This is a genomic window from Ferrimonas kyonanensis DSM 18153, from assembly GCF_000425405.1.
Classification (GTDB): Bacteria; Pseudomonadota; Gammaproteobacteria; order Enterobacterales; family Shewanellaceae; genus Ferrimonas; species Ferrimonas kyonanensis.
Genome location: NZ_AUDJ01000014.1, coordinates 178,895 through 201,191, shown reverse-complemented (window position 1 = coordinate 201,191; position 22,297 = coordinate 178,895). Strand labels below are relative to the sequence as shown.

General features: G+C 56.6%; 29 protein-coding genes. 12 read left to right on the top strand and 17 right to left on the bottom strand.

What is annotated here, in order from left to right:
• Positions 1-66: 66 nt before the first annotated feature.
• The 5 genes from H598_RS0106725 to H598_RS0106705 all read right to left on the bottom strand — a co-directional run bounded on the left by H598_RS0106725 (position 67) and on the right by H598_RS0106705 (position 3,506).
• Positions 67-426, bottom strand: a complete 360-nt coding sequence (locus H598_RS0106725; protein ID WP_028112335.1) for a putative quinol monooxygenase — start codon at positions 424-426, stop codon at positions 67-69.
• A gap of 141 nt (positions 427-567) precedes the next feature.
• On the bottom strand, positions 568-1,086 hold the full coding sequence (locus H598_RS0106720; RefSeq protein ID WP_028112334.1) for a DUF4823 domain-containing protein: 519 nt from the start codon (positions 1,084-1,086) through the stop codon (positions 568-570).
• A 161-nt stretch (positions 1,087-1,247) separates the two neighbouring features.
• Positions 1,248-1,991 (bottom strand): spermidine synthase, encoded by a 744-nt coding sequence (locus tag H598_RS0106715; protein ID WP_028112333.1) that lies wholly within the window; start codon positions 1,989-1,991, stop codon positions 1,248-1,250.
• Between the two features lie 113 nt (positions 1,992-2,104).
• Positions 2,105-2,542 carry a tellurite resistance TerB family protein gene (locus H598_RS0106710; RefSeq protein ID WP_051252511.1) on the bottom strand — a complete coding sequence of 146 codons (438 nt, stop codon included), beginning with the start codon at positions 2,540-2,542 and terminating at the stop codon, positions 2,105-2,107.
• 43 nt (positions 2,543-2,585) lie between these two features.
• On the bottom strand, positions 2,586-3,506 hold the full coding sequence (locus H598_RS0106705) for a LysR family transcriptional regulator (protein WP_084144360.1): 921 nt from the start codon (positions 3,504-3,506) through the stop codon (positions 2,586-2,588).
• Positions 3,507-3,623: 117 nt separating this feature from the next.
• Between H598_RS0106705 and H598_RS0106700 the strand changes: the two genes are divergently transcribed.
• Positions 3,624-4,262 (top strand): NAD(P)-dependent oxidoreductase, encoded by a 639-nt coding sequence (locus H598_RS0106700; RefSeq protein WP_028112330.1) that lies wholly within the window; start codon positions 3,624-3,626, stop codon positions 4,260-4,262.
• A 7-nt stretch (positions 4,263-4,269) separates the two neighbouring features.
• Here H598_RS0106700 and H598_RS0106695 read toward each other — a convergent pair whose 3' ends face one another.
• Entirely contained in the window at positions 4,270-4,590 is a 321-nt protein-coding gene (locus tag H598_RS0106695; RefSeq protein WP_342663224.1) for a cupin domain-containing protein, read from the bottom strand.
• 272 nt (positions 4,591-4,862) lie between these two features.
• On the opposite strand from H598_RS0106695, the gene sstT reads away from it, so the two are divergent.
• Together sstT and H598_RS0106685 are read left to right on the top strand one after the other, a co-directional pair.
• Positions 4,863-6,089, top strand: coding sequence for a serine/threonine transporter SstT (gene sstT, locus H598_RS0106690; RefSeq protein ID WP_028112328.1), 1,227 nt, complete (start codon positions 4,863-4,865; stop codon positions 6,087-6,089).
• Positions 6,090-6,207: 118 nt separating this feature from the next.
• Positions 6,208-7,356, top strand: a complete 1,149-nt coding sequence (locus H598_RS0106685; RefSeq protein ID WP_028112327.1) for a GNAT family N-acetyltransferase — start codon at positions 6,208-6,210, stop codon at positions 7,354-7,356.
• Here the strand turns inward: H598_RS0106685 and H598_RS0106680 are convergent.
• Positions 7,353-7,949, bottom strand: coding sequence for a DUF938 domain-containing protein (locus H598_RS0106680; RefSeq protein WP_028112326.1), 597 nt, complete (start codon positions 7,947-7,949; stop codon positions 7,353-7,355). The two genes, H598_RS0106685 and H598_RS0106680, sit on opposite strands and share 4 nt — an antisense overlap.
• Positions 7,950-8,078: 129 nt before the next feature.
• On the opposite strand from H598_RS0106680, the gene H598_RS23560 reads away from it, so the two are divergent.
• The 4 genes from H598_RS23560 to H598_RS0106660 all read left to right on the top strand — a co-directional run bounded on the left by H598_RS23560 (position 8,079) and on the right by H598_RS0106660 (position 10,104).
• A complete protein-coding gene (locus H598_RS23560; RefSeq protein WP_245595564.1) occupies positions 8,079-8,492 on the top strand; it encodes a hypothetical protein in 414 nt (137 codons plus the stop codon).
• A gap of 101 nt (positions 8,493-8,593) precedes the next feature.
• Positions 8,594-9,211: a peroxiredoxin-like family protein gene (locus tag H598_RS0106670; protein WP_028112325.1), complete on the top strand. Its 618-nt coding sequence runs from the start codon at positions 8,594-8,596 to the stop codon at positions 9,209-9,211.
• A gap of 71 nt (positions 9,212-9,282) precedes the next feature.
• Positions 9,283-9,636 (top strand): DUF952 domain-containing protein, encoded by a 354-nt coding sequence (locus tag H598_RS0106665; protein ID WP_028112324.1) that lies wholly within the window; start codon positions 9,283-9,285, stop codon positions 9,634-9,636.
• Positions 9,637-9,666: 30 nt separating this feature from the next.
• On the top strand, positions 9,667-10,104 hold the full coding sequence (locus H598_RS0106660; RefSeq protein ID WP_028112323.1) for a PaaI family thioesterase: 438 nt from the start codon (positions 9,667-9,669) through the stop codon (positions 10,102-10,104).
• Here H598_RS0106660 and H598_RS0106655 read toward each other — a convergent pair.
• On the bottom strand, positions 10,101-10,466 hold the full coding sequence (locus tag H598_RS0106655; RefSeq protein WP_028112322.1) for an acyl-CoA thioesterase: 366 nt from the start codon (positions 10,464-10,466) through the stop codon (positions 10,101-10,103). The genes H598_RS0106660 and H598_RS0106655 overlap by 4 nt on opposite strands.
• Positions 10,467-10,641: 175 nt before the next feature.
• Between H598_RS0106655 and H598_RS0106650 the strand changes: the two genes are divergently transcribed.
• Positions 10,642-11,439: a CLCA_X family protein gene (locus tag H598_RS0106650; RefSeq protein ID WP_028112321.1), complete on the top strand. Its 798-nt coding sequence runs from the start codon at positions 10,642-10,644 to the stop codon at positions 11,437-11,439.
• Between the two features lie 170 nt (positions 11,440-11,609).
• Positions 11,610-12,266: a DsbA family oxidoreductase gene (locus H598_RS0106645; protein WP_028112320.1), complete on the top strand. Its 657-nt coding sequence runs from the start codon at positions 11,610-11,612 to the stop codon at positions 12,264-12,266.
• Positions 12,267-12,339: 73 nt separating this feature from the next.
• On the opposite strand, the gene H598_RS23555 is transcribed toward H598_RS0106645, so the two are convergent.
• From H598_RS23555 to H598_RS23545, 6 genes are all read right to left on the bottom strand, one after another.
• Positions 12,340-12,969 (bottom strand): NapC/NirT family cytochrome c, encoded by a 630-nt coding sequence (locus tag H598_RS23555; RefSeq protein ID WP_051252507.1) that lies wholly within the window; start codon positions 12,967-12,969, stop codon positions 12,340-12,342.
• A 3-nt stretch (positions 12,970-12,972) separates the two neighbouring features.
• Complete coding sequence (locus H598_RS23550; protein WP_035415558.1) at positions 12,973-13,419, bottom strand: nitrate reductase cytochrome c-type subunit; 447 nt, start codon at positions 13,417-13,419, stop codon at positions 12,973-12,975.
• A 47-nt stretch (positions 13,420-13,466) separates the two neighbouring features.
• Positions 13,467-15,959, bottom strand: coding sequence for a nitrate reductase catalytic subunit NapA (napA, locus tag H598_RS0106630; RefSeq protein ID WP_028112318.1), 2,493 nt, complete (start codon positions 15,957-15,959; stop codon positions 13,467-13,469).
• A 26-nt stretch (positions 15,960-15,985) separates the two neighbouring features.
• Positions 15,986-16,228 carry a chaperone NapD gene (locus H598_RS0106625; RefSeq protein ID WP_028112317.1) on the bottom strand — a complete coding sequence of 81 codons (243 nt, stop codon included), beginning with the start codon at positions 16,226-16,228 and terminating at the stop codon, positions 15,986-15,988.
• The gene (gene napF / locus H598_RS0106620; RefSeq protein ID WP_028112316.1) at positions 16,221-16,709 is read right to left on the bottom strand and encodes a ferredoxin-type protein NapF; all 489 of its coding nucleotides are present in this window, start codon (positions 16,707-16,709) and stop codon (positions 16,221-16,223) included. The genes H598_RS0106625 and napF overlap by 8 nt, the downstream gene beginning before the upstream one ends.
• A gap of 431 nt (positions 16,710-17,140) precedes the next feature.
• Complete coding sequence (locus H598_RS23545) at positions 17,141-17,422, bottom strand: hypothetical protein (protein ID WP_051252506.1); 282 nt, start codon at positions 17,420-17,422, stop codon at positions 17,141-17,143.
• A 173-nt stretch (positions 17,423-17,595) separates the two neighbouring features.
• Between H598_RS23545 and H598_RS25940 the strand changes: the two genes are divergently transcribed.
• Entirely contained in the window at positions 17,596-17,934 is a 339-nt protein-coding gene (locus H598_RS25940; protein ID WP_028112315.1) for a DUF1904 domain-containing protein, read from the top strand.
• Positions 17,935-18,034: 100 nt separating this feature from the next.
• Complete coding sequence (locus H598_RS0106605; RefSeq protein WP_028112314.1) at positions 18,035-18,358, top strand: antibiotic biosynthesis monooxygenase family protein; 324 nt, start codon at positions 18,035-18,037, stop codon at positions 18,356-18,358.
• A 55-nt stretch (positions 18,359-18,413) separates the two neighbouring features.
• Here H598_RS0106605 and H598_RS0106600 read toward each other — a convergent pair whose 3' ends face one another.
• The gene (locus H598_RS0106600; protein ID WP_028112313.1) at positions 18,414-18,716 is read right to left on the bottom strand and encodes a hypothetical protein; all 303 of its coding nucleotides are present in this window, start codon (positions 18,714-18,716) and stop codon (positions 18,414-18,416) included.
• A gap of 238 nt (positions 18,717-18,954) precedes the next feature.
• Between H598_RS0106600 and H598_RS0106595 the strand changes: the two genes are divergently transcribed.
• Complete coding sequence (locus H598_RS0106595; RefSeq protein ID WP_028112312.1) at positions 18,955-19,998, top strand: energy transducer TonB; 1,044 nt, start codon at positions 18,955-18,957, stop codon at positions 19,996-19,998.
• Positions 19,999-20,247: 249 nt separating this feature from the next.
• Here H598_RS0106595 and sucD read toward each other — a convergent pair whose 3' ends face one another.
• Positions 20,248-21,120: a succinate--CoA ligase subunit alpha gene (gene sucD, locus H598_RS0106590; RefSeq protein ID WP_028112311.1), complete on the bottom strand. Its 873-nt coding sequence runs from the start codon at positions 21,118-21,120 to the stop codon at positions 20,248-20,250.
• Positions 21,120-22,286: an ADP-forming succinate--CoA ligase subunit beta gene (gene sucC, locus H598_RS0106585; protein WP_028112310.1), complete on the bottom strand. Its 1,167-nt coding sequence runs from the start codon at positions 22,284-22,286 to the stop codon at positions 21,120-21,122. The genes sucD and sucC overlap by 1 nt, the downstream gene beginning before the upstream one ends.
• Positions 22,287-22,297: the final 11 nt, after the last annotated feature.

Sequence of the window (22,297 nt, the reverse complement as noted above, 5' to 3'; positions counted from 1 at the left end):
GTGTGCAGGCCCGGGAGTCCGCCGACTGATTCCAAAATCATCAGTCGGGGGCCAGATTCGGGCGCGTTAACGGCCTGACTCGAGGTGCGGGGCATCGTAATCCGCAGGCTGATCGCTGTAGACACAGACATTGGACTCGGCCACCAGCCCCTCGTCGGCCACGCAGTGAGCTTCGAAGAACGCTTGAATCTCGCTGCGCTGACAGTGCGCGGCAAACGCATCGTGATCGGCCCAGATCTCATTAAACACGATGGGGTAGCTGTGGCCCTGAGCAAAGGGGCTGTCGATGTGGCGAGTGACGATGTACTGCAGACAACCGGGCTCCCTCAGAGTATTGGGCTCCAAGGCTTGCAGCACTCGAAATAACGCCTCCTCTTTACCAGGCTTGGGGCGAAATTGGGCGAGACAGTAGATACGCTGTGACATGAGTTCCCTCTTCATCTATCAACCGATACCGCTCTACTGTATGCCCGCACTGACCGATGTGCCAGTGGGGAATACTCAAAACTCAGAGGTTAAAAAGGTGTTGCCTGTCTTCAGCCACAGTCCGGGGTGCAGTCTAAATACCTATTGATAGAGAGACGTGACATAGCTGTTGGTAGGACCGGGCAACAGATCTTGAGGGTGATCACCGCCAAAGGTGAGCCACTTACTTTTGCCGGTGTATACGTTGGAAGAGATCGGTTTGGCGGTCTTCATATCATAAATCGTAAGCTTAATTTCAATACGATCGGGAAGTCCGGACCATTCAGTCGCCCTCTCTTCCCAGTGAAGAATCTGTGGTTTGACGTAATAGCCGTATTCACCCACACCTTCCAATGATAAACAGCTTTCACCTTTACATCTGTCCGTTACCGTGACTTTAGACGCATGTTTCATAAATGCAGCCCGCACGGCATTAGCTGTCATTCGGCCGGAATTTCTATAGTTCTGAGTGTCATACCAACCGTCTTTGGGTACAGAGATGAGCACTGCTAACTGGGGGTCGAGCACCCCCTCGAACACCGATATAGGAGTGTGCTGATAGGTGGAAGAGCACCCGAAGAGCAAGGTGCTGCCTAAAAAAAGTGCTGCTATTGTTCTCATTATCATCCTTATAAAATCACCGGCATCAAACCACAGGGTTTGGGTATCGAAAAACATCAAGATAATGATTTAGATGAAAAAAACTTAGACTAAACACCCAAAAAACAAACTATTTTCAAGTCGCTATTATCTAGCCGAACTATCACATTTCAACTAATGGCCTAACCCCAGGGCTCCAGTCGCCCCAGACTGTCGGTCAACGGGTACCCCAGTTTGCTGCTGAGCTGCTGGGCCTGCTCCCGCAGTTGCGACAGTGAAGCGCTCAGCGGCGTGCGTCCAGCCAGAATCACCAGGTTGCCGTCTGCGGTCGGACAACTATGACAGTGGGGAAAGTGGGCCGCCAACGCGGTTTTAAGCCCATCATGGTGGCGGTGCTCTTCCCAGCAGTTAAGCACCAGCATCCCCTGCTCTTTGACCAGGGCGGCGGCGTCATCGATAAAATCGGATTGCAACTGCACGTCATCCACCGAATCGGCGCCATAGAGATCGGCAAACAGCAGATCCACTTTCTTGTGCTCGCCGGCGGCCAGGAAGGCGCCGGCTTCCTGATGAACGATGTCGATGCGCTTGCTTTGTGGCATTCGAAAATGGGCCAGCGCCATCTCCGTCACCAGAGGCCGCAATTCAACCCCGGTCATCTTGATGCCCTTGACCACATGCGCCAACGCCGAGATCAAGCAACCGCCGCCCACCCCCAGCACCAAGGCCCGCTTGGGCTGGCAAAACAGCAGAGCCAACATCATTGCCCGAGTGTATTCATGTTGCAGCACCCAGGGCTGCTTGGTAATGATGCGGCTCTGCTCGTCAGACGGACCAAAACACAACAACCGCTGTGGCCCCTGCTCAATCACCTGAACCTGGCCCCATTCATCGTGGCCGTCAAAAAGAATGTTATCGCTGTTCATGCTGCCCTCATCATTAAGGGGCGCATTATGAGGGAGACACTTTAGGGACTCAAGAGAGGGCTAACGCACACGGCATCGACTACCGTCGGCCTAATGCAGCTACGCAATATGAATCAACGCTCGCCGGTGACCGCCAGTTTGGTCTGAATAAACTCGCTATGGCGCAGATACAGCAGGTCCGAAACCTTGCGAATCATCGCCTCTTCATGGGGCTCAAGGACGTTGTCTTCGTAGGCCACCCGCCACAACCCTTCGACCAGTTGCAGCTTCTGTTTCAACTTGAGGTTTTTCTTCACCACATTGGTAAAGTTGTGGATGGAGTTGGCCTGCTCAGTCTGCACCAGCGCTTCCTCTATCAGCTCCCGCGCTTCCCTATCCGACAGTTGATGCAGCCCTTTGACCAGGTGCCACACCGCCTCTTTCTCTTCATGGCTGATGTGAGAATCGGCCCGGGCCACCTCCAGCAGCAACGCGGTGCTGGCCAGCTCCACATTCAATGCCTCGCCGCAATCTGGCTGGTCAGTAAACAAGGATTTAAACCGGCTGATCATAAACATCTCCTTCTGGGCTAACCTGATTTTTGACCCTTGAGTCCTAAACAGGTTCCCGTACGGTGGTTGAGTTGGAAAAATAACGCTTCACCGTCGCAATCACTGCCTCCACCTTTTCCGTGCGTTGTCGATTGGGTGTCACCAGATAGAAAGGCATTCCCGGTAACTGCCAGCCCGGCAGCACCGGCAGCAACGCCCCACTCTCTAACGCCTCGCTGGCTTCGTGTTCTGGTAACACCGCCATTCCCAAGCCCTGACGAGCAAAACGATGCACCACCTGCAGGTTGTTGGTCTGAATACGAGGGGTAATGCGCACCCGCCTCTGCCCCAGTGTCGGGTGCGTCAATTGCAATCGGCCGCCCCCATGCGTCTGGCTTTGCACCAAGAATGCGTGCGTCTGCAACGCTTCCACCGTCTCTGGGATACCCTGTGACTCCAGATAGGCGGGCGAGGCACACAGCCGAGCCGGAAAGTCACACACCGGCGTAGCCACCAGAGTTGAGTCCTCCAGCGGTCCGGCTCGAAACGCAATGTCGAGCCGATGCTCCACCATATCCAGGCGCTCATCGGAAGCCAACAGGGTCAGATTCAGCTTCGAGTGCTGGGCCAACAGCGGCGCCAACGCCAGGGGCAACTGTCTGGCCGCCAGCCCCACAGGCGCCGTCATCCTTATCTCTCCGGCCAGTTGATGCCGAACCGCCGCCAGCGCCTGCTCGGCCTCTTGAGCCGATTGCACCATCTGCTGACAATAGTAAAAGTACGCTTGCCCCGCCTCAGTCAGGCTGAGTTTACGGGTGGAGCGGTGCAACAGCCGGGTATCCAGTTGGGTCTCCAGCTGACCAATCTGCTGACTGACGGCCGCCGGCGTCATCCCCAGCGACAGGGCGGCGCGACGCATGGCACCTTCCTCAATAACCCGAACGAATATTGCCATGGCTTTTAGTCGGTGAATCGAAGTCTGCATAACCTTGCCATTATAAAGTACAGGTTAATAAAGTATGTGAATTTCCGGGGCTAATCAACGAAACCATTCCGAGTTAACTTATCAATCAACCCGTTCACACTCTCTCGGAGTAACATTATGAAGTTGTTTATCATTGGCGCTACCGGCTTTGTCGGCCACGCTCTGGTTAACGAAGCAGTGGCCCAGGGCCATGAGGTTACGGCGCTGGTTCGCCAAACCGGCAAACTCCCCAGCCACACCGGCTTAACCGAAATCATCGGTGATGTACTGGATGTCCACTCTACCGCCGCCGCCATGGCTGGCCACGATGAGATCCTCAGTGCCTTTAACGCCGGTTGGAGCAACCCCAACCTGTACCAGGACTTCATCACGGGCTCCGACGCCATTATCGAAGCGGCCAAATTAAGTGGCGTGCGTCTGCAGATGGTCGGGGGCGCCGGCAGCCTGTTCGTCGCCCCAGGCGTGCAACTGGTGGACACCGACGGCTTCCCTCAGGAGTATCTGCAAGGCGCCCGGGCGGCACGCGACGTACTGACCCAGCTGCAACAGCGAACCGACCTTAGCTGGAGCTACGTATCACCACCGGCACTGCTGGCTCCCGGTCAGCGAACCGGCAGCTTCCGCGTCGGTGGTGACAGCCTGCTCATGGACGGCGACACCCCGGCCAATGTGTCGGTCGAAGATCTGGCCCTGGCGGTAGTCAACGAAGCCGAGCAGCGCCAGCACAGTGGCCGCCGTTATACCATCGGCTACTAAGCGGTCATTACTCAGTCCAGTGCACCGCCAACCAGACGGTGGTCTGCTCCGGGTCGGTCCAACTGACCCGGTGTCTGCGGTGCGCCGGCAGTAGCAGGTGGTCTCCCGGCCCCATCACGACCTCGTTGCCATCCTCAAAGACGATTCTGGCCGCACCGGCCACCACCATCACCCATTCGTGCTCATCCTGGTCATACCATTCATCGGCGGGGGTCTGCTGGCCTTTCGATAAGATTCTTTCGATTTTTACCGATTTGGAATCAACCAGGGTTTCAAACAGCTCATTTGTTAAGTTTTGTGGCAGATTCGTTAGCAAGTTTTGCAGCACATTGTTTCTCCTTTTGATTTAACTCATAGCATTGGCCATGGCGGTCAAACTGGCGTGCAATGACCATCAGCAGTGAACTGATCCGACCTATGGCATCGATTTTTAAGATGCTGCCATAAGCAAAGGTTGTTTCAGTTTCGGGTCGCAGTAAATAAACAGACAAAGATCAATCTAAATCCAGTTTCCGGTGGACAAATCACTAACAAAATTGTTAAAAACCCATGCAACGATGGCGCAGTCATCGACTATAAAAATAATGCACTAGGCAAATCATGAAAAAGAAGCAATCAATCATCGCAAAACTGGCCAGCGGCAGTCTGGTACTCCAGATTCTCGTCGGCATCCTCGCCGGTATCGCCCTGGCAGTCATGGCACCAGAGTTCGCTCTGTCCATCGGCTTCCTTGGCAGCCTGTTCGTCTCGGCCCTGAAAGCGGTCGCGCCGATCCTGGTATTCATTCTGGTGGCGTCTTCCATCGCCAACCAGAAACGCGGCGAGCACACCAACATGAAACCCATTGTGGTGCTGTATCTGTTTGGCACCCTGGCCGCGGCCATGACCGCCGTGGTACTGAGCTTTATGTTCCCAACCACTCTGGTTCTGGCAACCAACGAAGCCGCCCTGGCACCGCCTGAGGGGATCGCCGAGGTCATGAGCACCCTGCTGTTCAAGGTTGTCGACAACCCTGTCAATGCGCTGATGACCGGTAACTTTATCGGCATTCTGGCCTGGGGCATTGCCCTGGGGCTGTCGCTGCACAAAGCCTCTGACGCCACCAAGAAGGTGTTTCACGACATCTCCGAAGGGATCACCAGCATCGTTCGGGTGGTGATTCGCTTCGCCCCCATTGGTATCTTTGGCCTGGTTTCCAAGACCATCGCCGAGACCGGTTTCGATGCTCTGGCGGGTTACACTCAATTGCTGGCGGTATTACTGGGTGCGATGGCCATCATCGCTCTGGTGATCAACCCGATCATCGTGTTCGTGAAAACCCATCAAAATCCCTACCCTCTGGTATTCCAATGCCTGAGAGAGAGTGGCGTCACCGCCTTCTTTACCCGCAGTTCGGCCGCCAACGTGCCGGTGAACCTGAACCTGTGTAAGAAACTGGATCTGCATGAAGACACCTATTCGGTGTCGATTCCTCTGGGTGCCACCATCAACATGGGCGGAGCCGCCATTACCATTACTGTGCTGACCCTGGCCGCAGTTCACACCATGGGTGTACAGGTAGACATGGCCACCGCGCTGCTGCTGAGTGTGGTGGCCGCGGTGTCCGCCTGCGGCGCCTCGGGCGTTGCTGGCGGCTCACTGCTGCTGATTCCACTGGCGTGCAGCCTGTTTGGTATCTCCAACGACGTCGCCATGCAGGTGGTGGCCGTTGGCTTTATCATCGGCGTGATTCAGGACTCCGCAGAAACCGCTCTGAACAGTTCTACCGACGTGATCTTCACCGCCGCGGCCTGCCGCGAAGCGGAGCGCAAAGCCGAACTGGGCTAACCGCCACCGCAACGCACGCCACCCGTACGGGTGGCGTGCCACTCTCCTCGTGTCATTGGCTTTTCTGCCACAACTGCTGTTATAACATCCTCAGACACTCTGATCTTTGGATGCGATCATGCCGCCCCCATCCCCATTTGAACTGCAGTGGCTCAGCCGCATCGATCAACTGAGCGCCGAGCAGTGGGACGCCCTGTTCACCGACGCTCCGCCCTTTTGCCGTTACGCCTTCCTGCATGCGCTGGAGCTCAGCGGCTGTGTCGGCGGCCAATCTGGCTGGATGCCCTACCACCTGTGCATACGCCGTCAGGGACAGATTGTAGCCCTGGCACCGGGATACCTGAAACGTCACTCCTATGGGGAATACGTCTTCGACTGGAGCTGGGCCGATGCCTATCAACATCATGGCCTGACTTACTACCCGAAATGGATCAGTGCCGTCCCCTTTTCTCCGGTTACCGGCCCCAGACTGGCGCTAGCCCCAGGGATACAACGCCAAGCGCTGCTCGCCGCCATCACTCCGCAACTTCACCAGCATGGGCTGGCGCTGGGGTTATCGGGTATGCAGTGGCTGTTTCCCGGCCGGGAGGAAAGTCTGGCGTTATCCAGACAGCAGTGGCGCCAGCGGCTGGACATTCAGTTTCACTGGCACAACCGGGGCTATTCCAATTTCGAGCAGTTTACCGACACTCTGACCGCCCGGCGTCGCAAGGCGATCCGAAAAGAACGCCGTTGTGCCGAGGGCCTGAGCATAGAGCGATTCGAAGGCGCCTCCATTACCCCGGCCCTATGGCAGCAATTTTTCCTGTTTTACCAACTGACCTACGCCAAGCGCTCCGGCCATGGCGGCTACCTGAATCAGGCCTTTTTCGACGCTCTGGGGCGAACGCTAACCGATAACCTGGTGCTGATCATGGCCCGGCGGGGCAGCCACTGGCTGGCGGGCGCCCTGTATCTTAAACACCAAGGGTGTCTCTACGGCCGCTACTGGGGCTGTTCCGAAGCCATCGATGATCTGCATTTTGAGTTGTGCTACTACCAAGGCATTGACTACTGCATCGACCACCGCCTGTCCCGATTCGATGCCGGCGCTCAGGGGGAGCACAAATTAAGGCGGGGCTTTGAGCCGACGCTAACCTATTCCAATCATTGGGTGTTCCAGCCCCAGTTTGATCAAGCTATCGCCGCCTTTGTCGACCAGGAAACCGAGCGAGTGCAGCAACGCCTGCACGAATACCGTCGGCTGCTTCCGTTTAAATCCACCTAGGCTTCAGCCTTGGTAAATTGCAGCAAGCGGTTATTGGCTGGCATGGCGTAATTGACGCTCAGTTGCAGGCCATGGCGCGCCGCCAAAGCCACCACCGCCTCCAGGTCACGAATGCCGCTATCAGGATCCCGCTGCTTCAGCCACTGATCAAACCTGGCGTTGCTGTCACTGGTAAAGCAGCCCCCTTCATTGAACGGCCCGTAGACACAGAATGTGCCACCGGACTCCAGGCTGCGGGCCACGCCGGCAAACAACTTTTCAACCAACGACCAGGCCATGATGTGGCAGGTATTGGCCGTAAACACGGCGTCAAACCCCTGGCTTGGCCAGCGTCCCCCGACATCCAATTCAATCTCCGCGGCCAGGTTCGGCAAGGATGACGTCGCCAGCCGCAGTGCCAAGCCAGCCAAGTATTCGCCCTGGTCGCTGGGTTGCCAGTGCAGGTGAGGCAAGTGCTCGGCGAAATACACCGCATGTTGACCGGTGCCGCTGCCGATCTCCAGCACTCGGCTGGCGTCGATAAACGCCTGTCGCAGGCAGGTTAAGATGGGGTCTTTATTGTTTTCGCAAGACTGAGAAAAAGGCAATGACATGCTGTGGCTCCGTCAAAATAACCAGTGTGCCGCAGACCATGGCGATCCGCATCACAATTCAATCGGATTTGCGATTTTGGTCAAGGTTTATTAGTGTCAGAAAACAGACGTAAATTCAGGGAAGACGCAATGAAAAGCCCACTCATCATCCTAGGCACTCTCTTACTTGGCATCGGCGTCGCCGGGTTTGTGCTGCTCAGCCAGCCTCAAGCCGGTGACCACAGCGCCGCTAACTCGGCACCCTTGGCCCCGAAGGAGCAGGCGCTGCACGACCAACTGGTGCAGTGTGCCGCCTATTATCAGATCGCCTCCGAAGCCATCGCCGGCATGAATGCGCCGCAGATGAAAGCGGTGGGCGAACGACTGGCCCAATCCGCCGTCACCGCCGAGAGCCGGATCAGCGATCTGAGCAGCACTCAGCAGGCCGCGGCCCAGATCGCTTCAGCCAAGCAGGCGCAACTGGCCAGCCTCCCCTCCGCCAACTCGTTGGGACCACTGATGGGCCGCTTCAAACAACCCTGCCAATCGCTGCTACAGGGATAACCGCAGGCCGGTGCAAACCGGCCTACCCTTTCTGAAAGAAATCTCCAGCAACTCCGGTCTCCTTTGTCACTGAGCATTCACTCTTTGAAAAGGACCTCGTAATGAAACTTTGGGGAATTCTGATTACTCTGTTTTTATCGCTGCCGGTTCGGGCTGTCATCGCCCCGTCGGCCACCGAACTCACCCCGCTGCTCAACGGCATGCAGGTGCCCTCGCCGCAACTGACCAGCCCCGAAGGCCAGCGCCAATCACTGACCCAGTGGCGGAACGGCAAACCAGCGCTACTGGTGTTTTACCGTGGTGGCTGGTGCCCCTACTGCAACGCGCAATTGTCCGGTTTGCGAAGCATCGAAGCGGAGCTGAAACAGATGGGCATTGGCATCATCGCCCTGTCACCGGATCCGGCCGAGCAACTGCGAGATGGTCCCGATGACGTCAGCTACCAACTGCTGTCCGATCGGGACCTGCAAGCCAGTGAAGCCTTTGGTATCGCCTACACCCTGGACGCCAAGCTGTCCGACGCCTACAAGGGAAAGATGGGCAAACGTCTGGTCACCGCCGAAGGCAGCGAGCGGGTGGTGTTGCCGGTACCGGCGGTGTATCTGGTGGACGCCGATGGCCTGGTGCATTTCTCCTATCTGAATCCCAACTACAAGGTTCGAGTAACCCCGGAGCTGATCCTTGCAGCCGCCAAAGGGATGATGGGCCAACTCAGGTAGCGGAATCCCTCGACAGATATGTTATTCAGTGGTCGGATCTGATAGCTTGGGGATAGTACCGCAATAGGAGTATGCCCTTGCTATCTTCGCTGTTTAAAGTGGTCAGCCTAAGCGACTGGCAACACACTCAGAAAACCGATACCGTGCCGCTGTGCGCTTCCGATCGCCAGCATGGTCACATCCACCTGAACCAATTCGATTCCCTTGAACAGGTAACCAACCACTATTTCAGTGAACAGGACCAACCCCTGGCACTGCGCATCGATCCGGATGCCATTGCCGACAGTCTCAGCCATTACCCGCCCAGCGCCGACAAGCCCTGGCCACAGCCCTGTGCCAATATCGATGCCCTGACGCTGTCCATGGTCACCGAAATCCTGCATTTCGACTACCACCCGGAGAGCGGATTTACCCTGCAACCCTAACCACCGCCTACGCCAGCCAAGGAGTTTAGGATGAACCCCATGAACCTCACCGGACTGCAATTAATGCAAGCGATGATAGACGGCCAGTTGCCAGCGCCGTCCATCAGCCACACCATTCCCATGGTGGCCACCGAAGCCGAAGCAGGAAAAGTCCGCTTCGAAGTGCAGGCGGATGATCGCCACCTTAACCCTTTAGGGGGCGTTCATGGCGGCTTTACTGCCACGGTGTTGGACTCGGTCACCGGCTGCGCCGTGCATACCCTGCTCAGTGCCGGTGTTGGCTATGGTACCGTCGACCTCAATGTCAAAATGGTTCGCCCGGTACCTCGAGGGGTGACCCTGATCGCCGAAGGCAAGGTGATCAACCTGTCCCGCTCGCTGGGGATCAGCGAGGGCACCCTGACCGACCGCGACGGCAAGGTCTACGCCCACGCCACCGCCAGCTGCCTGATTCAGGCCATGGCCTAGCCAGCCTGGGCCAGACCATGGGGGGCCGGGCGCCCCTGTTCATTGAGGTTCACAAACACCATCTTATCGATGACAACAATTACCCTGGCGGTCAGCTTGTTGCGCACCTGACAGCGGACGGTGACCGAAGTGCGCCCCTGCTCTGCCAGCTCAAGGCCAAACTCAATGATGTCCCCCAACTCTCCGGCAGAGACGAAGTTAATCTCAGAGATGCATTTAGTCACCAAACGGCGGCTATTCATCTGGCAACTGGCAAAAATGCCGGCCTCTTCATCTATCCAGGCCAGCAACCGACCACCAAATAACCTCTGGGCCGGATTTAAGTCTTCCGGTTTCACCACCCGTCGAGAGTAATACTTCATCATGCTCTCCTTCAGTCTGCGAAAACAAACACTAAGCCAGCAGCGTGCCAAAATTGTAAATTATTGATAAAACAAAGCATTAGATAATTACTGCTGAGTCGAAGCCGAAGTCTTGCGCCAACCTGGTGCAATGGCTGCCCTTGAGAAAGCCCTGTCTATGGGGTATAGATCCGCTATGACTCGCCCTACCCCCTCTTCAGCCCTATCCCGTGACTACTATCGACGCGGCCCGGATTACCGCTTTGGTGACGACGTATCCTTTGCCGACATTCGAGATCAGTTTGGCCTCGCAGGCGTGCGGCTGGGGCGCTGGGTAAACAAGCAGGAACAGCAACTGGCCGCCAACCTGGTGTTCGATGCCATGGCCGACCTGGCCTACATTCTCAACGTACCTCCGGTGGTGATTGGGCTCAGGGGTAAGCTGCATCTGGCTTTTGGCACCGAAGGCAGCCGCCACAGCCAGGCCCATTATGAACCGGCCGCCCACACCCTCGCCCTAGCCAAAAATGCCGGTGCCGGCGCCCTGGCGCACGAGTATTGGCACGCATTCGATCATCACATCGCCACCAAGGCGTTTATCCCCCCCACCAAGGCCAGCGCCTTTGCCAGCAATCTGTGGCTGTTGCAGCAACCGATGCAGCCTCACCCGCTGAACCAGAGGCTGTCAGAGCTGTTCAATGCGGTGTTTGCGCCGGACCACGATGACCACGGCGATTTTGTCGAGCGCGCTCTGGCACTGGATGATCAACTGGGACGGCGCTACTTCAGCCTGCCCACCGAGTTGATGGCCAGAGCTTTTGAGGCCTGCATTCAGGCCCACCCTCAGGTGCGAAACCACTACCTGGTTAATGGTACCCAGGCTGGCAAATTGGCCGGCGCCGGTGCCTACCCGTCTTCAGCGCACCGACAACAGATTCAATGCCGACTCCATGACTACTTTTCCCCATTGGGAAAAGCCCTTTACTCACAGTGATCCCGATCACGTGACCAAGCTCAAAAAAACGATCGAAACGACACTTTTGTGGCCTGCGGTGATCCTACCAGCAATTGCTGTTTTTTATGCTTTGATAAGCATTGGTCACTGATTGACCCCCCGAAGGTTACTCAGTAGTGTGGAGCTTCGAACATGATTTGGTGATGGACATGACCCAACTTCGTATCGATATCGTTTCCGATGTTACTTGCCCCTGGTGCATTATTGGTTACCAGGCCCTGCAACAGGCACTGACTCAGCTTCAGGGAGAGATTGACGCCGAGCTTCACTGGCAACCTTTCGAGATCAACCCGAACCTGGGTCCGGAAGGCCAGCCCAAAGTCGACAACCTGAAAACCAAATACGGCTACACCGACGCCCAGATCGGCCAGAATCAACTGGTGATCACCAAGCGCGCCGCTAACCTTGGCTTTGACATGTGCCTCGACCGCCAGCCCAATACCTTTAACACCTTCAAGGCCCACCGGCTGCTGCACTGGGCCGAGAGCCAGGGCAAACAGACCGAACTGAAACTGGCTCTGTTCAGCCTCTACTTTACCGACGGCGGCAACCCGGATGACTGCGACACCCTGCTGCAGTGCGCGGTTGAGGCCGGTCTGGACAAGGCCGAGGCTGAGGGAGTTCTGGCCGGGGATGCGTTTGGCGAACAGGTTCGAAAGCAGCAACAAAAATACGTCCGCATGGGCATTACCTCGGTGCCGGCTTTCATCATTAATGATCAATACGCCATCAACGGCGGCCAACCGGTGGACACCTTCATCAATGACCTGCGAGAAATTGCCGGCCACCTGAAACAGGCCAGCTGAGCCACTGCATCACCATAAAAAAAGGGGAAACGCCTGGCGTTTCCCCTTTTGAGTTTGTTTGCTGTCAAGATGATCAGTGACTGGCGCCCTGAGGCATCACCTGCAATGCCTGAGAGATGGCATCATTGCCGGCGTAATCTTCCGGCAGTCGGTGGGCAATGCCTTTGTGGCAGTCGATGCAGGTTTTACCCAGCTCGCTGGCCGAGGCGTGCATGCGACCGGCGACGCTTTTCTGTTCGGTAAAGTCCATATACTCGAAGTTATGACAATTGCGGCACTCCTGAGAGTCGGTTTTGCGCATCCGCGCCCACTCCCGTTCGGCCATTACCAGACGGTGATCACTGAATTTCTTCGGCGTATCAACAATCCCTATCGCCTTGCCCCACAACTCTTTTGATGCCTGGATCTTGCGGACAATCTTGTGGGTCCAGTCTTTAGGTACATGGCAATCCGGACAGGTGGCTCGCACCCCACTGCGGTTGTTGTAATGCACCGTGGTGATGTACTCCTCGTAGACGTTCACCTGCATCTCGTGACAACCGATGCAAAACTGCTCCTGGTTGGTCATCTCCATGCCGGTGTTAAACGCCCCCCAGAACATAATGCCGCCGACAAACCCCACCAGCAGCAAGCTGCCCAGGGCCCGGCCGCTGGGCCGGCGCAGCCAGCCCCACAACCCGGTAATAAAGCTAGGTAGTTTCATGCCCTACTCCTTGTCCTTGGCAAACTGGCCCATGCCCTCAAAGGTATTGGCCACTGGCGGATTCACATCCGCCTGGGTCACGTGACACTGCAGACACAGATAACGCCGGGGCGCCACATGAGGCTGAACCACCCCATCACGGTCGGTGAAGTGGGTCGGGCTGACCCGAGGTGCACCTGTGGTCAGGTAGTTCTCCACATCGTGACACTGCAGGCAGCGGTTGGTGGATTGAGAGATCTGGTAACCCTGAACCTTATGAGGAATCAGCGGCGGCTGATTCACGTAGTTCAGCGGCTGCCGATCCATCTCCTTACGGATTTTCTTCAGATCAGGCGCCTTATTGGTTTGCTCCAGCGGCACATCGGCGCGCATTCCAAATTGTGTTTCTTCGACAGCGGTGGCCAGCAGCGGCAGCACCAGTGCGCCCAGTACGGCAAATCGCAGTTTCATGGTGTTCTCCAACTCTTCAGATACGGGCCCAACCGGGCCCATCACAATCAGGCTTTACGCACTTTGACGGCGCACTTTTTGTAATCGGTCTCTTTGGACAGCGGGTCGGTGGCGTCCAGGGTCAGCTTATTGACCAGGGTGCTGGCGTCGAAGAACGGCATGAACACCAGGCCCTGTGGCGGCTTATTGCGGCCTCGGGTTTCCACCACGGTCTCCACTTCCCCGCGACGAGAGCTGACAATCACCTTATCGCCCCGTCGCAGGCCCCGCTCCTTGGCATCCAGCGGATGCATAAACACCACGGCGTCTGGGAAGGCCCGGTACAGTTCGGGAACGCGCTGGGTCATGGTGCCGGTGTGCCAGTGTTCCAACACCCGGCCGGTGGACAGCCACAGGTTAAACTCCTGGTCCGGTGACTCGGCCGCAGGCTCGTACGGCAGGGCAAAGATCACCGCCCGGCCATCCGGCTTGCCGTAGAACTGGAAGTCGCTGCCGGCTTTAACGTAAGGATCGCTGCCCTCTTTAAAGCGCCACTTGGTTTCCTGACCATTGACCACAGGCCAGCGCAAGCCGCGCTCCTGGTGATAGCGTTCAAACGGCGCCAGGTCGTGGCCATGATCGCGACCAAAGATGGCGTACTCCTCGAACAAGCCCTTCTGCACATAGAAGCCGGCCGCCCGGGCATCGTCATTCAGGCGCTGCTCCGGCACCTGATCCAAGCCATACTGATCGACCTGACCGTTGGCAAACAGCACGTCGAATAAGGTTTTGCCTTTGTATTCTGGCGCCTTCGCCAGCAAATCGGCGGGCCACACCTCCTCCATCTTGAAGCGCTTGGAGAACTCCACCAGTTGCCACAAGTCTGACTTGGCCTCACCGGGAGCCTGAACCTGCTGATACCAGAACTGGGTCCGGCGTTCGGCATTGCCGTAGGCGCCCTCTTTCTCCACCCACATGGCGGTAGGCAGAATCAGGTCCGAAGCCATGGCGGTCACGGTCGGATAGGGGTCAGAGGTCACCACGAAGTTGGCCGGGTCCCGGTAGCCGGGCAGGCGTTCTTCATTGATGTTGGGGCCAGCCTGCATGTTGTTGTTGCACATCACCCAGTAGGCGTTGAGCTTACGATCTTTCAGCATCCGGTCTTGCAACACGGCGTGGTAACCGGGCTTCGGCGGGATGGTGCCCTCAGGCAGTTTCCAGATCTTCTCGGCGTAGGCGCGGTGCTTGGGATTTTTTACCACCATGTCCGCAGGCAAACGGTGAGCGAAGGTGCCCACTTCACGGGCGGTACCACAGGCGGAAGGCTGACCGGTCAGGGAAAATGGACCGTTGCCGGGCTCGGAGATTTTGCCGGTCAACAGGTGGATGTTGTACACCAGGTTGTTGGCCCACACCCCACGGGTGTGCTGGTTAAAGCCCATGGTCCAGTAGGACACCACCTTGCGATTGGGATCGGCGTACAGCTCGGCCAGGGCGATCAGCTTGTCAGCCTCGACTCCGGACAGTTTGGCGACACTGTCGACATCGTAATCGGCCACGTAGGCTTTAAAGGCTTCAAAATCGATAGCCTCAGAGCTGCCCTTACCCGGGTTCTTGGCCGCCTGCTCCAGTGGATGTTCGGGGCGCAGGCCGTAACCGATGTCGGTGGTACCTTTGCGGAAGTTGGTGTGCTTGCTGACAAAGTCGTGATTTACTTTGTCGTTTTGAATGATGTAGTTGGCGATGAAGTTAAGAATCGCCAGGTCGGTTTGCGGCGTGAACACGATCGGGTTGTCTGCCAACTCGAAGCTGCGATGTTGATAGGTGGACAACACCGCCACCTTCACATGCTCGGCTGACAACTTACGGGCACTGAGTCGCGACCACAGAATCGGGTGCATCTCGGCCATGTTGGAACCCCACAGCACAAAGGCATCCGCCTGCTCGAGGTCGTCATAGCAGCCCATGGGCTCATCGATACCAAAGGTGCGCATGAAGCCGCCCACCGCCGACGCCATACAGTGGCGGGCATTGGGGTCGATGTTATTGGAACGGAAGCCGGCCTTAAACAACTTGGCGGCAGCGTAGCCTTCCCACACGGTCCACTGGCCGGAGCCGAACATGCCCACCGAAGTCGGCCCCTTGTTCTTCAATGCCTGCTTGAACTTGTCGGCCATCACGTCGAAGGCTTCGTCCCAGGAGACCGGGGTAAACTCACCATTTTTATCGTACTTGCCGTTACTCTTGCGGAGCATCGGCTGAGTCAGGCGGTCTTTGCCGTACATGATTTTAGGCAGGAAGTAACCCTTGATGCAGGTCAGGCCTCGATTCACCGGGGCTTGGGGGTCACCCTGCACCGCCACCACCTTACCCTGGTTGATGCCCACCAGTACCGAACAGCCGGTACCGCAGAAGCGACATGGTGCCTTGTCCCACTGAATCTTATCGTCACTGCGGGTCGCAATAATGCCCTTGGCAGAAGCGGGGACGGAAAGCTCCGCGGCCACCGCACCGGCGGCAATGGCCTGTGCCTTTACAAATTCTCGACGAGTTAATTTCATCATCCATTCCTTGAAGCGAGTAATGGTCAGTCGTTAGAAAGCCGTTGGTGATAGATCAATGAGGTGGCGCCCACCCCGTCCAAGCCTTTAATGTGGTCAATACACTCCACCTGAGGCTGCTGTTGCCGGTGCTGCAGCAGCACCACCAACTTGCCGCTGGGGTCGTTAATCTCGACACTGACCCCATCAAGCTGATTCAGTGCGGCTTCCACCTGAAAGCGCGCCTCGGGGACCGCGTTCACCACCAGTGAACAGATGTGTTCAGTCATGGCTTGGCTCCTTAAGCTCTTGTTTTAGTGAGAGGGATTGACTGGGACAACGAGATAGGCAGGCACCACAGCCTGTACAAGCCGTTGAGAGAATAGGATGAGAGATGCCAATGGCAGGCTTGAACACGATGGCGGCTTCTTCGCATGCGTCGGCACAACTGCGACACTCAATGCCCTTGAAGGTCAGGCAAGAATCCGACAGTGCGACCGCGTAAGGCCAGGGTGCGTCTTCCGCTGGCAGAAACAGGGGCTCGGGACAGGCCGCGGCACATTGGCCACAAAAACTGCACTCCGCCTTATCAAAATCGAGTTCAGGAAAGCCCCCGGTACCAATGACGATGACCCCGGTTTCGCAACGCTCAACACACTTCTGGCAGCGACTGCAGCCATCGGTGAAGCGCGTTTCAGAAACCAAATGCGGCATTCGAATCACCTCGGCAGGCTTGCCGGTCATTCGTCGCCACAAAGGAGCTCGTCCCATCTTGTTGTCCCAGTCAAAAAAAACAGACAATAATCTGATAAATCTTCATTGTTTGTGAGAATGTAACTTCAGGGTTAACGGGGTGATATACCCAATAGGAAATAGATGGAAGTTCGATTGATCCTTATCAATAAAATGCACCGTTTTGGTTGCTTTTTATCCTCACGTTTTTACTTCAGAATTTGAGCTAACGCACACCCACCTCATCTTTTTTAAAGCACTGATAAAAAAGGTGAAAGAAAAGGATCAAACAGAAAAACACTCGCGGTCGACTGCAGCCAACGGCCAAATCGATACGTAAACAGGGCGGTGCGTCATGTGCATAGGGGACGTTGAACAATGACGACGCGCTTAGAAGGTGGGGTTGAATTGATTCAACGACCGCACCAGTTCCAGCCAGAAACTGGCGCAATCGGACGCTTAAGGCTGACTCAGTTGAGGATTGCCAGCACTTCGCCGCTGAGCTTATTGATCCGCAACCGGCCACCATCGGCCTCGATGGTCACTGAATTGGCGGCCTTGTTGCGCTCAACAACGGTACTGCGCTGGATAATACGGGCATCCAGAGTGTCGCCGACCTTAAGCTTGCGCTGCCACCCCGGTGGCAACGGCTCACCACGCGCCAGTTTTTTTTCCAGGCCATAGGGCAACGGCGTGGTTTCCCCTGGAATATGCTGCTGCCGGTGCAGGGCAGACTTCCCCTTCTGCTCCACCGACTTGTGCTCACTTTTAGGCCCATTAGCCAATGCCAAAGGCGATAAAAAAAATCCTACTATCAACAAATAACGTAAAGGCATCACTCTTCCTCCCTTGGCCTCAGTCTAGATCATCAAGGAAAAGCCTGCCGATTGACACTAAAATGTGTTTACTCAACGGGAGAGTCCAGATGCCTCATCTTCGAATCAGCGGTATGGAACGCCAACACATCATGCATATGAGCACCGCGCTCATCGACGCCTTGGCAAAATTGGTCGAGTGTCCACGAGATCATTTCACCATCGAGTTAGTGCCGACGCAGTTTATCTTCGATGACCAGATGGATGCCAACGGCTACCCCATGGTCGAGGTGCTGTGGTTTGCCAGAGACACGCTCATTCAAGACGAAGTGGCCGCTCAAATCACCGATGCCATACGCGCCCAACTGGCCGACGACGACATCGACATCGGAGTGCGTTTTACGCCGCTAAGCCAACGTAATTATTACGAAAATGGTCGCCACTTTTGACCTCTCACCGGGGGTAAGATAGCCTGAGCGCCTCATCGATACCGGCGTTGTCCACAACTTCGCCAGTGTCATTGCTATTTTGACCCACTCAGGAGACCCCATGCTGGCCGTCATCTTTGAAGTTACTCCCAAAGCGCAAGGTAAACAGGCGTATCTGGACCTCGCGGCCTCCCTGCGCCCCTTGTTGCAGCACCAACCCGGACTCCTCTCCATCGAGCGATTTCAAAGTCTGGTCGAGGAAGGCAAACTGCTGAGCCTGTCGTTCTGGGAGAGCGAGGCTGCCATCGCCAGTTGGCGCCAGCAGATGGATCATCAGTTGGCTCAGAAACAGGGACGTGACTCTCTGTTTCACTCCTACCGAATTCGAGTCGGCCAGATTGTCCGGGATTACACCCACGATGAACGCCAGCAAGCTCCGCAGTAATCATCAGGCACAAAAAAAGGACCCTCAGGGTCCTTTTTGTAAACTTGAAAGCGCCTTATTTAACGGCGATTTTCCCGGCAAAGATGATCGGTGAGAAAGTTCGCTTCAGGCTCTTGCTCTCAAAGCTAGGCAGGTTCATCTGCTCATCAAACTCGACGGTGTCGCCCTTTTTAACCTGAGTCTGAGGCGCAGCCGCCCAAACCAGCTTGCCCTCTTCCTTGATCTGGACATAGGTGTAGCCACCGGCGTTCATGGTCTCAACCACTTCACCTTTATGCAGTTCCGCCGCCTGAACGCCCGCAGCCAGGCCCAGAGCCAGAATGGCGGAACCCGCTACCTTAACCAGTGTCTTAAACATGTTCATCCCTTATTTGGATTCAGATATGTGATGGTGCAATTAAAGCAGTTGAGATGCCACAAAACCACTCTTCCTCCATCAAACGTTATCTGCGCCCCAGAACTGAAATATTTTCGCCGCTACGGGAACTCGTCGAGGTTGGACAGATACAATCACCCAAGGATTAAAACTGCTTGTGTCTATCAACTACGGCTTTTAGACTTGTGACGCTTTTGTTGTAAAATCAAGGATGTTTAAGATGAAAAAGCGACTATGGGCCTCGCCTTTACTGCTGTGTTTGTCTCTCGGAGCCTTTGCCGGGAACGATGCTTCCGAGGCCTATCAAGCCTATCTGTCTGCCGTTGAAACCGGCAACTCGAAACAGATCGCCGAAACCGCCAAGCTGGCCTACGAGCTCGGCAGTAAAGAGTATGGCGACGACTCCATTAACACCGCCACCCTGGCACTGAATCTGGCCAACCAGACTCGGGACCACCAAGCCGCCACCCGGCTGCTAAAACCCGCACTGCCGGTATTTATACGCACCTATGGTGACGACGCCGTCGAACTGCTGGATCTCTATCTGGCGCTGCAGCAACACAGCGACGGCCAACACAGCAGTTACTACCGCAATTACGTTCGCATCAGCGAGCGTCATTATGGCAAGGACAGCTTCAGTCACGGCCTAATGCTGATGGACCTGGCCAACGCCATGACAGGCAATAACGCTCGTCAGGGGCGTACCTATGCCCAACAGGCATTGCCACTGATTGCCCAGCAGGCGCAAGGCAACACCATTGAGCGGGCCGAGGCCGAATTCCTCAATGGCGTCTATGCTCAGGGGTTTAACGATTCCGAGCAGGCCATCGACCACTATGAGAAGGTGGTGGGGCTGTTTCAAACTCTGGACTACTCTCACCCCTATGCCCTGGCGGCCCACTCTCGACTGGTTCCCTTGCTGGAGAAACAGGGCCAGAGCGAGGCGGCCACCACCCACTGCTTGGCCATCGGCCAGATGGTGCCCTGGCAAGACGATATCGAGGCCAGCCCTCTGTATCGCGTCGAGCCCCACTGGCCAAGAAGTACCCTTAAACGCCATCAGGAGGGCACCGTGGTACTGAAATTGACCATTGACGATAACGGCTTTGTCTCTGGCACTGAACTGGTGGAAAACCGCGGTAGCCGCCTGTTTGTCAAAGCGACCGAGAAGGCGGTCAGCCAGTGGCGCTATGCCCCCAAATTTGAACACGGCCAGGCGGTAGAAGCGGTCACCATGGTCCGAGTCGATTTCAAAACCCAGTAACTGCCCTGCCGGCAAAGCCCAGATCTTTACCCATAAAAAAACGGGCCCCGAGGGGCCCGTTTTGCTGTCAGCCAGTGAGTGAGCACTGACTCGGGACAGCGGAAACCAATGTCACTCACTCTCGGTTCACGACTGCCGGATGAAATTGTCCCAACTGACGGTAAGCGCCACCAGCAGCGGCGTCTTACACCTTAATTGGAACAGTTTCTCCTTCGCAGTAGCTTGAACGTCTGGCTAGTGAAACTGGCCTTACCAACCGGTGATCTCGCGCAGCGCGCTGCCGATCTCCGCCAGGGAGCGTACCGTCTTGACGCCGGCGTCTTCCAGGGCGGCGAACTTCTCATCGGCGGTCCCTTTACCACCGGCGATGATGGCACCGGCGTGGCCCATGCGCTTACCCGCTGGGGCAGTAACACCGGCGATGTAAGAGACCACAGGCTTGGTAACGTTGGCCTTGATGAACGCCGCCGCTTCCTCTTCGGCGGTACCACCGATTTCACCGATCATCACGATGGCCTCGGTCGCCGGGTCGTCCTGGAACATCTTCAGTACATCGATGAAGTTGGAACCCGGAATCGGGTCACCGCCAATGCCGACACAGGTGGACTGGCCGAAGCCTTCGTCGGTGGTCTGCTTGACCGCTTCGTAGGTCAGGGTACCGGAGCGGGACACGATGCCCACCTTGCCAGGCTGGTGAATGTGGCCAGGCATGATGCCGATTTTGCACTCCCCCGGAGTGATCACACCGGGGCAGTTGGGGCCAATCATCCGCACACCGGCTTGATCCAGCTTCACCTTCACGTCCAGCATGTCCAGGGTCGGGATCCCTTCGGTGATGGTCACGATCAGCTCAATGCCGGCATCGATGGCTTCCAGGATGGCGTCTTTACAGAACGGCGCCGGTACGTAGATGACGGTTGCGGTTGCGCCGGTGGCCGCCACCGCTTCACGAACGGTATTGAATACCGGCAAGCCCAGGTGCTCGGTGCCGCCCTTACCGGGGGACACGCCACCCACCATCTGAGTGCCATAGGCAATGGCCTGCTCGGAGTGGAAGGTGCCCTGACCGCCAGTGAAGCCCTGACAGATGACCTTGGTGTCTTTATTGATTAGAACGCTCATTACTGACCCTCCGCGGCTTTTACTACTTGCTGCGCGGCGTCGGTCAGACTGGTGGCAGCGATGATGTTCAGACCCGACTCAGCCAGACGCTTCTGGCCCAGCTCGGCATTATTTCCTTCCAGACGCACCACCACGGGGACGGCGACGCCAACCTCTTCCACGGCACCAATCACGCCGTCGGCAATCAGGTCGCAGCGAACGATGCCGCCAAAGATGTTGACCAATACCGCTTTGACGTTGTCGTCGGACAGGATGATCTTAAAGGCTTCGGTCACCCGCTCCTTGGTGGCACCACCGCCCACATCCAGGAAGTTGGCAGGCTGACCGCCATGCAGGTTGACGATGTCCATGGTGCCCATGGCCAGGCCGGCACCGTTGACCATGCAACCGATGTTGCCATCCAGTGCCACGTAGTTCAGCTCCCACTGCGCCGCATGGGCTTCACGAGCGTCTTCCTGAGACGGGTCGTGCAGTTCGCGGATGGAGGACTGACGGTACAGCGCATTGGAGTCGATGTTGATCTTGCCATCCAGGCAGTGCAGGTTGCCTTGATCGGTGATCACCAGCGGGTTGATCTCCAGCAGGGCAAAATCCAGATCGATGAACATCTGACCCAGACCCATAAAGATTTTAGTGAACTGCTTGATCTGGTCACCCTTGAGGCCCAGCTTGAACGCCAGTTCACGGCCCTGGTAGGCTTGCGGCCCTACCAGAGGATCGATGGCGGCTTTATGAATCAGCTCCGGCGTCTCTTCCGCGACCTTTTCAATCTCGACGCCACCCTCGGTGGAGGCCATAAATACGATGCGTTGACTGCCACGATCCACCACGGCACCCAGGTACAGCTCCTGATCGATGTCGGTGCAGGACTCCACCAGAATTTTGGTGACCGGCTGACCATTGGCGTCAGTCTGGTAGGTCACCAGGTTCTTACCCAGCCAGTTCTGTGCAAACTCGCGGATCTCATCTTTGCTGGAGGCCAGCTTTACGCCACCGGCCTTGCCCCGGCCACCGGCGTGCACCTGACACTTGACGACCCACTTGTCGCCGCCGATCTTATCCGCCGCTTCGGCCGCTTCCTGAGCGGTGGAGCAGGCGTAACCCTCTGAAACTGGCAGCCCGTATTCAGCGAACAGCTGCTTAGCTTGATACTCATGCAGATTCATATGTTCTATCC